This window comes from Virgibacillus salinus (genome assembly GCF_900102415.1).
Taxonomy (GTDB): Bacteria; Bacillota; Bacilli; order Bacillales; family Amphibacillaceae; genus Lentibacillus; species Lentibacillus subterraneus.
In genome coordinates this window covers 789,262-801,742 of the sequence record NZ_FNKD01000001.1, presented here as the reverse complement: position 1 = coordinate 801,742, position 12,481 = coordinate 789,262, and the positions used below count along the sequence as shown (strand labels likewise).

Below are 12,481 nucleotides of genomic sequence, written 5' to 3'. Positions count from 1 at the left end.
AAACCCCCTACTCATAATTTATAAAACCAAGATTCATTAAGTAATCAATCTTTCAAAATAGACTCGTGTTCTTTTAACAACAAATAACCTGCCCCTAACAATGAAACATCCTTAACAGATGTTATTTCAAGCTCTGTTTGTATAGGTATATGCTTTTCAATTGTTGCAGATAAATATGGTAAAAATTGATTCATAGATTTTGAGATTCCGCCCCCCAATACAATCCGTTCAGGGTTTATAATGGAAATCACATTTACTAAGGCAAAGGCAAGATGCGACAGGGTTTCATTAATCACCTCCAAGGCAATTTCATCTTTGTCCATGGCCATTTGGAATACTTTTTTTGCTGACCAAACTTCATTTACACCATTTTTGCCCACTAAATTACTAAGCATTCTCCGTGAAATAGAAGGGCCCCCAACATGGTTATCTAAAAATCCATAACCTGTAAAAGTATGTTCATATTTTTTCTCTGCTGTATCTTTATCAGTAACCATATACCCTATCTCACCTGCCGAATAAGAGGATCCGCGATAAAGTTGACCATTGATAATCACGCCGCAACCAATACCGGTTCCTAATGTTATGACAAGAAAATTATTATTTTCCGTACCCATTCCTTTCCATAATTCACCTAGAGCAGCAACATTTACGTCATTGTCGAGATAAACTGGGAATGGCAGAAGATACTCCATTTGCGATTTCAAAGGGACGTTTTTCCAACCAACACTAGGAGCATCAACCACAACACCTTTATTCACATCAGTTATTCCAGGTACTCCAATGCCTGCACCGAATATTTGATCATTTTCAAGGTTACTATCTTTAATTAGTTTTTTAATCATATCAGCAATTACTGGGGTAAGTTGACTACCTACAAATGGTTGTGTTTCAAAAGATAGTTGATTTATAACTGTCCCTCCAAGGTTCATGACAGCCATTTTCACAGAGGTGCCCCCAATATCTACGCCAACAAGATAGTATGCCTCCTGGTTAAAGTAAATTTTGAATGGTTTTCTTCCACCAGAGGAGCTTCCTCTTATACTTTCTTCTTCACTGACCCACCCTTCTACCAACAATTTATCAACAACATTAGATACAGTTGGCTTACTAATAGATAGTGCCTTAGAAATGTCTGAACGTGAAATTCCTGGATTTCTTTGAATATAACGAATAATTATTCTTTTGTTTAAGTCTTTTATGTTATTAGAACTCACCATGATGCCTCGGGTATATATGGTTTTTCCCTCCCTTCAAAAACAATTCACTTTCCAATAAGTTAGTAAAGTTTACTTATTAATTAAACACACAATACTAAAATATTTCAGAAAAGTCAACGCTTTCATTTGATAATTTTACTAACTTGTCCATTTTTCTGAATAATCAATGCTTTACAATGAAAGCGCTTTTGTATAGACTAATAATAATATTTAAATAAGTAAGTAAGGCTTACTAACTATAATTTTTTTATATTTTGGAGGTCGAATTGGGATGAAAGAATTAAAGAATGAATTTGAAGCTACCGATGGTGTTGAATTTCCAGGGGAAGTGTATGTGGAGGAATTATTAAAACCCATATTCAATGACCAAAAACAGTACTTATTTGAAGCGATGTTTAAAATAAACAAAGCGCATACGACTATGCTGACAGAGCAAGGGATTCTTACCAAGGATGAATGTAATAAGGTTTTTGAAGGATTAAATCTAGTAGAAGGCTTGGATCGAAGTGATTTATTGTATACTGAAGAGTTTGAGGATTTATTTTTCCTTGTAGAATCTAAAATTGGGAATCACATTGGTGATGAATTGGCGGGTAAAATGCATATTGCAAAAAGTAGAAATGATATGGGTGAAGCAATGTACCGTATAGTGTTACGAAACTATCTAGAGCAGACTATAGATAATGCAGAGAAATTAAATCAAGTAATTCTCTATCAAGCAGAACAACACATAGAATCTATTATGCCTGCCCATACTCATACCCAACCGGCACAACCAACGACATTCGGACACTATCTAGTCGCAATATATGATAATTTATCAAGAGACATTGAAAGATTAAAACAGGCATATAAGACAGTAAACCAATCTCCTATGGGCGCAGCTGCCATTACTACAACGGGATTTCCTATAAATCGAGAGCGAATGGCCGACTTGCTTGAGTTTGATGGGTTAATTGAAAATTCCTATGATGCAATTGGTACAGGGGATTATTTAATAGAAGCAGCACAAGAATTAATAAGCCTTATGACAAATATGGGTAGATGGATTCAAGAGTTTTTACGAATGTCATCAAAAGAGGTTGGATTGTTACAAGTATCAAATGCATATGTTCAGGTTAGCAGCATTATGCCACAAAAAAGAAATCCTGTTTCTGTAGAACATTCTCGCGCCATTGCTAGCAGTGCTGCAGCAGAGGGGATGGCAGTACTTCATATGATTCATAATACACCATACGGAGATATAAATGACACAGAAGATGATTTGCAGCCTCATCTGTATGGTGGATATCAAAAGGCTAATAGAGTGATAAAATTAATGCGAGCTGTTATTCTTACATTAAATTTCAATAAAGAGCGTGCTCATCAGCAAGCAAAGGAAAATATGATTACGATCACAGAACTTGCCGATGTACTTGCCCGGGATTACGGTGTGCCCTTTAGAAAAGCACATAAAAAGGCAAGCACTATAGCAAAACGTGCTAATGAAGAAAAGAAGGAACTTTATCAAATACCATTATCTAAAGTGAATGAATGGTTAGGTAATGTTCAATTAGAAAATAATGATTGGGAATCCATCATTGACCCCAAACAATTTGTAGAACGAAGAAAGGTAACAGGGGGAACAAATTCTAAGGTAGTATTAGATATGATACAACGGAGGAAAAGGTAAAAATTTATTCTTGAGAAGTTTGTGTCCCCCTAAAACTATTATTAATACGGGGGGGATTACAACTGCAACTTTCTTAATTTAGACCAATCATAGTTTTCCTCCATTACTTTTCATTAGAATTGATTCAAATAAGGTTTGTTGATTTCCATTAACTCCTCATAAATTTTCATTGCAGCATTTGCACTTGGAACATTTGGATCGGTAAGTAAGGCTTGCATAACCAAATTTCTGTCACCGTTAACTCCTGCATCTACTACAAGATGCTGAACATCAATTTGTGTTTCACATAAAGCAGCAATCCCCCTCGGAAGCTTACCAAGTGCAAGTCCATTTATCCCGTTACCACTGATTAAAGAAGGCACTTCAACAATTGCATCATTTGGAAGATTAGTTATATAGCCTTCGTTTGGGATATTTACAGATTCAACCATTTCATTCGTATTATTTGTTATTCCGTTTATTATAGTAAACGCTTTTTCTCCAGAGGGCTTAATTAAATCACTGTCAATAGTTACCTCATCATTAATAATGTCGTTTAAAGTTTTAACTACATTTTGACGCCTTTTTTCATATTTATTAAAATCATAGCCTGCTTTACTAATCATTTCATGCGCATAAGGAAAGAATTCACCTAAATGACTGTCACCAGACGTTGGAAAAAGCCCATAATTGTGGAAAATAAACCTCGATAATTTTTCATATTCTGTAGTATAAATTGCCTCTTTTTCTATTAAGAGCGGATACAAATCTTCTCCATTGCGTTTATCTCTAATATCAACCATCCAAGTAAAATGGTTTATACCCCAAGCTTTCACATCAATATATTCTCTATCAATATTAGTTAATGTTGAAACAATACCAATTCCTGCGTTAATTTGATGACAGAGACCTACCACTTTAACATTCGTATACTTTTTAATTGCCATGCATAAGCGACTTTCAGAATTTGTAAAATTAATTAGTAGTGCATCAGGACAATACGTTTCTATATCCTTACAAATATCAAGAATAATTGGAAGGTTTCTCATGGTATGAAAGACTGCACCCGGTCCGACATTTTCACCCAATACATGGGGAATTCCATGCTTTTGTGGAATTGAAAAATCCCACTTCCACATTTTCACCCGATCAACAGCGATAGATACAATTACAAAATCCGCTCCTGGTAAGGCATCAAGTCTATCGGTGGTCGATGATATCTTGTATCCAGCATCAAGGTAATCATTAAACCGAATTGCGACTGATTCCATTCTTTCAACGGCAACTTTGTCAATATCTACTAATACCAGTTCACTTCCCCATAAATCTTTTGTAGAAAAAGCATCTTTCAACATACTTAGTCCGAAAATGGCGCTACCTGCACCAACAATAACTATTTTCGTTTTATTCACCATAAAAGACCCCCCTTAATTAGGTTACTCTCTAAAAATTCCCCCGAATCACAATAAATAAAAGATATTGCGATTCAGGGGATTCTTTTTGTAATTTTCCTATTGCTGATACTAGGTACTTCTATTCTTCATATAATGGATAGCTGATTAGGTTGCTAAAAATGCGATACCCACCAGGTACATTATTCTGAATTTGTCGGTACCAAACTAGGTTTGTATACATGTATGTTCCCTCTCCATGATCAGCCATCAAGATACCACCGTTAAATGGCTCCTCATTCGGGTCAGCCATACTTACGAACGTTTCAAATCTATCATCCCATTGCATAGGGTAATATAAACCACGCTCCTGAACCCAATTGGACCAGTCATTTTCAGTTATACTGTTTGGATAGTTAAACAAAGGATGATTTGGTTTCAGAACGTCAACTTCGGCATCTTCATTTGTGACACGCCACTCGATTGAAGGCTGGCCTATAACAAGATTGTATGGACTTGTTTCATCGGGATTCCAATTATCCCATGGCTTATTGTATTGCACTACAAGATGTCCTCCATCTTCAACGTAATCTAGCAATCGTCCATTGTTATTTCTTAAATCTTCACGAGAAAGATATGCTCTAACACCAGTAACAATGGTGTCGTATTGGGACAGATCAGCGGATTGAAGGTCTTCTTGTGATAATTTCGTAACATCCATCCCAATACCTTGTAATCCTTCAGTAACTTTATCAAATCCACTATCAACATATCCTACCTTCAATGTTTCAGGTACGTTTAAATCGAATGCGACTCCTTCGACTTTTGCAGGGTAAAGATAGTAGGACTTATCGATATGATCGTAATCAATCTTTTGTACGTCTGTGCTTAATGATTTTCCATTTGCGTTTACGATAGGGTTAATAGAAAATTCACCTTTGTTAACACTAGATCCAGGCGAAACGGTAAACGTTATCGTTTTGGATTCACCCTCTTCTTCAAATGTAACAGGTGCTGCTTCAGGCTCAACTTCCCATCCTTTTGGTACATCTAAGCTGACAGACGCATCAAGCTCTCCATTCGTATTATTCTGTACTTCAGCATCCACGGTGATTTGTTCTGGGACATCCAAAGTATTTACTACTAAGTTATTTGGATCGACCTGCACGGAGACATCCGGCAATACAGCTACGGTAGCATTTGCATCATAACTATGCTTCACTTCTGTTGGTCCTACCGAATAGGATACTTCTGAATGGATAACAGGCTCTTCATAAGGCTTAAAGTAATTAGCATCAGAGGGAACATTGATAGTAAATTCAATAGTTTTCTCCTCACCGGCTTTTAAACTGGATAGAGTTGTTGCTTCATTCAAGGTCCAACCCTCTGGTAGATTTAGCGTTGTGCCAACCTCCTTTAGAGGATGCTTCCCTTTATTTGCTAGGGTAACGGTAACTTGTGTTTGTCCATTTTGAACAAGCGTAGTATCTTCAACCACTGTCTCTACTTTCAAGTTAGCAGCCACTTTACTTACATCAGAGAGTTGTTGCTGTTTAACATCAAGGCGAAACAGAATATCTTCTTTAATCTTATCTTCCAGATTACTATTTTTTAATTTCGACTCTAACTTTCTTGCTTCATTAAGAGCAATATGAGCCTTTTTCATTGCCTTATTACGATTTGGATATTGTTTTATAACCTTCTCGAGTGTCTTTTGAAAATGGCTTAGTTCTTCACTTAACAGTTCGTTATTTAATTGACTTGCAATTTCAGAGAAATCATATGCTAGTCCATCAAAAAGGTCCTCTTGTTCTGGAATATCCTTTAATGACTTAGCAAGTCTTAAGTTAATTTTCTCTGGTTCAGCTGGAATGTCATTTCCCATTCCTTGGCTTTTGTGAAGATAACGCGACTTTTCGCCAAGCTGTGGGTAAGTCATCCCATAAATCGGATCATACATACCGATTTCTGTTGAAGTAGTTGCGTTTTTAGAGTCTGCGGGAAGGTACAATTTTTTAGCTTGCCAAGTAGAAAGCCCTTCTTCCTCAAGCTGTTCGGGATACACGGTTGGATCCGCCGCATCTTCGAAAGCCTTTCTTGTAAGCTGATTAATTGCTCTGTGGTGTCCATGTTGAGTGTTTACATCTAAAAAAGATGTGAAGAGAATATCGGGTTTATATGTTCTTATTCTATGAATAAAACGTTCATAGGTTTGGTCGCTTCCCCACTTTTCTAACGTTTCATCCGAACTCTTAGAGAAACCAAAGTCATAAATAGGGTCACTAGTTGTTTGACTTAAATGAAATACATCAATGCCAGTAACCTCGGAAGCCTCAATAAGCTCATTTGAACGGATTATCCCTAATCCATTACCGAGTTCCTTACCTATTTCATTTTGTCCTCCTTCCCCACGGTTAGCGATAAGACTCGCAGTTCTTAATCCAAGTCCTCGTGAAAGGTATGCAAGAAGATGACTGCGCTCATCATCCGGGTGAGCCCCAGTATTCATGAAACTTAATGTAGTATCTAAAGGCTGCAATGTATTCCAGAGTTCAACATCATGTTCAACTTTTTCTTTTCCCACTGTTTTCATAGGTGTCATTAGTGGGATTAGTAAAAATAGAATTAAAAACAAATAAATAATTTTCTTCATGGTATTTCTCCCTTCATGTTTCTGATACAGTGACAGGTTTACTTACCAAATACTTATTTATCTTCATGTTAGTATCTTAAATACGATCACCTCCTAAATTTAATTGATAAAAAGTAGTTTATACTATAAGTTAGTAAAGTTTACTTACCAACAATAGACGCACTTCAACTGAAAGCCCATTCATTTATGAATTCTAAATATGTTGAAGATAAATTTATTCTTACATTTATCTTCCCTTATGCATATATTCCCCATCGTTTACGGGCCCACCTAGGGTATAAGAAAAATCGATCCTTCTTGTAAGGGAGGTTAATGGATAAATATTAACAAATTATTTTAAATAGTTTGTCATTTATTGTTAAAAGTACCATATTTATGTCCCCTAGTATATAATTCATTATTACTATTTATAATTAATCTAAGAAAACTTCACATGAGTCATAAGTACTGAATTTAGGAGTGTAAAATTTCAATTATATACTGAAAAAAGACTGAAAAACAGTTGCTAAAAATGAACAAGAAATTGATATCCGCCACAAAATAAAATGCCGTGGAACTTTCCGGGTCACCAACAGCGCAAGATATACAAAAACAATATCTGCCTATACTAAACGAATCTAATATAAATAAAGTGGCACCTGGATAGAAAAATTTAATTTTTTCAATCCAGGTGCCACTTTTTCAGTTTGAGAAACGATAGTACTTAAAAGAAAGGTATTTTCTGCTCTAGCAGAAAATCAACATTGTTATGGTACCTTACGCAAAATATCGTGCGATTGTATACCACACTCCACTACATCCCCTCTATCTGACTTGCATCTAAAATGCCCATTGCAAAAACTAGGATTACAGCAAGCAGTATAGCTAAAGATAAATAGAGAGCGAGCGACTTAACTTTTGTTCCGACCGAGGTTTGGTAGTATGCTTTAACACGCTTGACCTCTTTTCTAATCTCCATAAGTTGGTATTCATTTTTGTGGTAAATAGTTTCAACTAGTGAATCGAAATGAGTAGCCTCATCTACTTCCAGCGTATCCTCTCTAATGTTCATTTCATTTAAAATTCTTCTTAAAATGTGTTTCTCCGCCTTGTTCTTTTTGATTTCTGTACGCTTCTTTTCCTGTAAAATCGGAAAGGTGAAGCCTGTATTATTCTGCAGGTAATGATTAACTTGGTCTTTTCGTTCTTTTATTTTGACAAATAAAGTAGTAAATTGATTTTCAGTGATATCGGAATGGCCAAAATCGCTTGACTGATCAGCTAAAAATCTAAACTCCTTGTTTATTTCGGTCAAAACATTCTCTTCATGCTTCATAATCTCCATGTCTGTATTCTTTTTGAATTGTTTCCACCATGTTACGAGACCGAAAATAAATATTAAAATTAGTATGGGATCTGGTGAGATAAAAAGAATCGGAATTAAAACTAACAGCCCAACTAACCATATATTCGGTGACAATACACTCACGATCCGTCCACCATCAAGTGGGGATACCGGAAATAGGTTGAATAAATTAATAAGTGCGCCAAGCTGAATGACAAGAGCCCAATAAGGATCCCCTGTCGTCGTGTATAAAGCAAATGCTGGAATTATGGATATTAATCCAGCTAAAGGACCACCATATGCCACAAAAAATTCTGTTTTGGCATTGTCTATCTTTTTCGGGTCTATCCCTATCGCAGCCCCTAAAAATGGAATGAAAACTGCGGGACTTGTTGGAATGTTTTTCATCTTAGCTGCAACAAGGTGCCCCATCTCGTGAATAAATATCAAGTAAACTAGTGCGATTGCAAATTTCCATCCAAAAAATATCGCATACGCCCATAGTGATACAAACATTGAAGCTAACGTAGCAAATTTTCCAACTTTCAATAAGACTAGCAGCCATTTTGCTTTGGTTAATAAGAAGACTCCAATTACGGCTAGCCATCCCCAGTAACTTTTATTTGTATTTTGTTTAGCAGTTGTTGCCATCATAAATCCCCTCTATCCATTGTTGCTCTCATCTATATTAGCAAGTTTAACATAAACTTATTTTTGAGTGTCTGATACTTGAAAGTTTAGTTAACTCATTAACTAAATCAATGGGTGGATTGATCCTATGGAGGGATGGGAGTGAAAACACCTAAAGCATCCAACTGTTATTCCATTCTTTGAATTTTCTACACAACTGGAAACCGGGACGGAGGATCAGGTTCATCGTCCCAATTTTTAATGAAGCCCGGGACAAGGTTCCTGTCCCTCCTGTCCCACTTCACTGCAATAGTGCTTTGATGAATTGGTCGTATGTTTGGGTGTTAATCAGTTTTTGTACGGTGGTTGGGCTATCAATGATTTTTCCTAGAAGTTCGTACATGGATTGGAGATCTTCCATGCTGTTCCGTCTGACACTAAGTATGCAGACAAATTGAACTGGCTTCTCGCCCCAGATAACTGGTTTTTCTAGTGTACATACTGACAAAAATGTTTCGTCCGATTGTGGTGATATCGGATGGGGGACTGCGACTAGATTGCCGTAAGCCGTTGAGGCAACTTTTTCACGTTCATAAATAGCATCCAGAAATGCCTCGTTGACCATCGATTGATGCTTTAAATGTTCAAACATAAAACGTAACACGTCATCTTTGGAACTAAAATTCCTTTTTAAAAACATTAGTTCCGGATGAAAATAATCGTAAATTGATTGTTCGTCTTCAACGACAAACAATTCGATATTTTCAATATCCTGTTTACCGAGGACAGCGTTTACTTCAATCACCGGTAATGAAATGTCTTCCGGAATTGGAACTGAACTGATAATAAAATCAATCGCACTTAAATCATACTGGTTCAGCTTGTAATATTGAGTAGTTCCGATGACTTCCAGCTTTCCTTCAAATTTTGACTTGATCCGATAGTAGAGCAGTCGGGCACTTCCCAAGCCGGATGCACAGACAATTAGGCAGCGCTTTGGTTTTGTCTCCATCCTTCGCCTTTCCATGGCAGCACCTATATGTAAGGCAAGATACCCGATTTCATTTTCATTTATTTCCGAGCCAGTTTGTTCTTCGATCGCTAGTCCGGCTATGATTCCAGCCTCATATGCCATTGGATAATTCCGCTTGATATCCTCCAGCATCGGATTCCGGATATTCATGCCATATTTGTATCGATTAATGGCAGGTTTTAAATGCAAGCCTAGCGCAATCAACAATTCTTGATCAGGGTAGATTTTCAAATTCATTTTATCTTCTATTTTTTCAAGTATCGCGTTAACCAAATGGTGCGTATCCGTTTCAATTAGATGATCAACCTGGTCGTCTTCACCTGTCCCGGAAACTGACACCATTTTCGTACCGAGTAGATGAATTGCTACATAGGCTACTTCTTCTTCCGGGAATGTCATGCCTAATTTATTTTCAACTTTTTTTACGATACGTTCGGCTACTTTAAATTCCTTTTGTTTGATAATTTCCTCAAAATCCGTATGATACAGTGAAACGTGATGGCCATCCTTAATTCGTTTATATGCAATGACTATATGGATCAGAAGATTGTTAATCGCGATATCCGATAATGTAATGTCATTAGCTTTGATCTCATCTACAATAATTTTAACCACATCATCCATATCTTTTTTATGAAAAGAAGAAAAAAGTTCATCTGGAAGCTTGTCACTTATTTCCTCACTCCTGTCAAAGACATACTCAGCCATGCAGAACCGAAGTTTCAGCTCATCACCTACTACCATTAAACCATGATTGGGACGGGATTCCAGGTGGATATCATAATCACTCAATACAGTCTTAACATTTTTCAGGTCATTTTGGATGGTGGATTTGCTAACGTAAATTTCATCTGCCAAATCATCCAATTTCAGATAACAATCACTCAGTAAAAAACGCTTAATCAGGTAAGCCGTACGCTCTTCCGGCAGACTGGGAACAAGGCTGTCATTCGATACTTCCTCATTAAAAATACTCTTAAGAAAATGCCGGAATTTATGGTCATCGTTCATTTCCAGTTGGTATCCTTTGCCCATAATGGTATGAATTTTTGCACCATGCTCAGAAATAACCTCGTTCAGGTTTTTGACATCGTTTCTAGTCGTCCGTGCTGTAACCTGATTAATAGTTGCAAGATAATCCCCGGTTATCGGTGAATCCATAGCCATCAATTCCCGCAGTATATGTTTCATTCTGGCGTTTAGCATCTCGTTTCTTCTCCTTATCCTCCAAAACGTTTTACCTAGAATAACTTATGAGGTAACCTGATTAACGAATTGCGGCAAATAATCCCGATGCGCTTCCATCATCTCATCAAGTATATTCTTTGCGATGGTGTCAGACGGAACAAGCGGATTAATAGTCATGGCTAGCATGGCTTTCTGGTAATCTCCTGTGACAGCCGCTTCTGCACTAATCTGTTCAAACGACTTTATTTGTTGAACAAGTCCTCTAGTGGCAACCGGGAGATCCCCAACAGCAATTGGTTTCGGTCCATCTTTTGTGATTACACAGTTAACTTCGACTGCCGAATCGTCTGGAATGCCAGCAATCGCTCCATTGTTTTGAGTGTTCACCGGCTGTATATCACCTTTATTATTATAAATAGAATTAATCAAACTGCAGGCGGCATCGCTGTAATAAGCACCACCCCGTTCCTCCAGCTGCTTCGGTTTCACAGTTAGGTCGGGATTCTTATAAATATCAAATAGTTCTTTTTCAAGCTGCTTTACAACCTGAGCTCGTGTCCCTTTTTCAGCGAAATCTTCTTGTTCTTCTTCCAATAATTTGCTTGTCTGGTAATAATAACGGTGATAGGGGCATGGTAAAGCAGCTAACCCTCTAATGAAGTCTTTATCCCAGCCAAGATCGACAATGTTTTTCATGGTAAGGCCGTTACCACTAACTAATTTATCCAATACATCCTCTGTTATTGTTTCACCGTCCAGGTATATGTTCAGTCCATAAACCATATGATTCAAGCCGGCAAAATCAATATGTATTCTATCAGCGTCAACACCAAGCATCTCCGCAACACCCATCCGCATTCCAACAGGCACATTGCATAAACCGACTGTTTTTGTGATATTGCTATAGCGTAAGACTGCTTCTGTCACCATACCAGCTGGATTGGAAAAATTGATCAGCCATGCATTGGGACAATATGTTTCGATGTCCCGGCAGATATCTAAAATGACCGGAATTGTCCTTAATCCCTTAAACAAACCACCAGGACCATTTGTTTCCTGGCCGATGACCCCATACTTTAGAGGTATTGCTTCATCTTTGGCACGTGCATCCAATTGGCCAACCCGGATTTGGGTGGTAACAAAATCCGCCCCCGTCAACGCTTCACGACGATCGAGTGACGTGTAAATTTCCAGCGGGACACCAGCTTTTTCAACCATCCTTTTTGCTAGAGCACCGATGATTGCTAGTTTTTCGCTGCCTTCAGGAATATCAACAAGCCACAATTCCCGGACAGGAAGTTCTTTATACCTATTAATAAATCCCTCAACAAGTTCCGGTGTATAACTTGAGCCGCCACCTATAGTCACTATTTTAATACCAGGCATGTCTT

7 protein-coding genes are annotated in these 12,481 nt (G+C 37.4%); 1 reads left to right on the top strand and 6 read right to left on the bottom strand.

Annotated elements, in window-relative coordinates:
* Positions 1-44: 44 nt before the first annotated feature.
* Entirely contained in the window at positions 45-1,220 is a 1,176-nt protein-coding gene (locus tag BLS02_RS03840) for an ROK family transcriptional regulator (RefSeq protein ID WP_092491634.1), read from the bottom strand.
* A 271-nt stretch (positions 1,221-1,491) separates the two neighbouring features.
* Between BLS02_RS03840 and argH the strand changes: the two genes are divergently transcribed.
* A complete protein-coding gene (gene argH, locus BLS02_RS03835) occupies positions 1,492-2,892 on the top strand; it encodes an argininosuccinate lyase (RefSeq protein WP_092491633.1) in 1,401 nt (466 codons plus the stop codon).
* A 113-nt stretch (positions 2,893-3,005) separates the two neighbouring features.
* Here argH and BLS02_RS03830 read toward each other — a convergent pair whose 3' ends face one another.
* From BLS02_RS03830 to BLS02_RS03810, 5 genes are all read right to left on the bottom strand, one after another.
* On the bottom strand, positions 3,006-4,286 hold the full coding sequence (locus BLS02_RS03830; RefSeq protein WP_092491632.1) for a family 4 glycosyl hydrolase: 1,281 nt from the start codon (positions 4,284-4,286) through the stop codon (positions 3,006-3,008).
* Between the two features lie 118 nt (positions 4,287-4,404).
* The gene (locus tag BLS02_RS03825) at positions 4,405-6,915 is read right to left on the bottom strand and encodes an NEW3 domain-containing protein (protein WP_092491631.1); all 2,511 of its coding nucleotides are present in this window, start codon (positions 6,913-6,915) and stop codon (positions 4,405-4,407) included.
* A gap of 793 nt (positions 6,916-7,708) precedes the next feature.
* Positions 7,709-8,893 (bottom strand): site-2 protease family protein, encoded by a 1,185-nt coding sequence (locus tag BLS02_RS03820; protein WP_139180762.1) that lies wholly within the window; start codon positions 8,891-8,893, stop codon positions 7,709-7,711.
* 277 nt (positions 8,894-9,170) lie between these two features.
* A complete protein-coding gene (locus BLS02_RS03815; RefSeq protein ID WP_092491629.1) occupies positions 9,171-11,108 on the bottom strand; it encodes a BglG family transcription antiterminator in 1,938 nt (645 codons plus the stop codon).
* A 45-nt stretch (positions 11,109-11,153) separates the two neighbouring features.
* Complete coding sequence (locus BLS02_RS03810; protein ID WP_092491628.1) at positions 11,154-12,476, bottom strand: 6-phospho-beta-glucosidase; 1,323 nt, start codon at positions 12,474-12,476, stop codon at positions 11,154-11,156.
* Positions 12,477-12,481: the final 5 nt, after the last annotated feature.

Bases quoted from the DNA above. Each gene is read 5' to 3' on its own strand.
- BLS02_RS03840 (WP_092491634.1), bottom strand. From the start codon at position 1,220: ATGGTGAGTTCTAATAACATAAAAGACTTAAACAAAAGAATAATTATT.
- argH (WP_092491633.1), top strand. From the start codon at position 1,492: ATGAAAGAATTAAAGAATGAATTTGAAGCTACCGATGGTGTTGAATTT.
- BLS02_RS03830 (WP_092491632.1), bottom strand. From the start codon at position 4,286: ATGGTGAATAAAACGAAAATAGTTATTGTTGGTGCAGGTAGCGCCATT.
- BLS02_RS03825 (WP_092491631.1), bottom strand. From the start codon at position 6,915: ATGAAGAAAATTATTTATTTGTTTTTAATTCTATTTTTACTAATCCCA.
- BLS02_RS03820 (WP_139180762.1), bottom strand. From the start codon at position 8,893: ATGATGGCAACAACTGCTAAACAAAATACAAATAAAAGTTACTGGGGA.
- BLS02_RS03815 (WP_092491629.1), bottom strand. From the start codon at position 11,108: ATGCTAAACGCCAGAATGAAACATATACTGCGGGAATTGATGGCTATG.
- BLS02_RS03810 (WP_092491628.1), bottom strand. From the start codon at position 12,476: ATGCCTGGTATTAAAATAGTGACTATAGGTGGCGGCTCAAGTTATACA.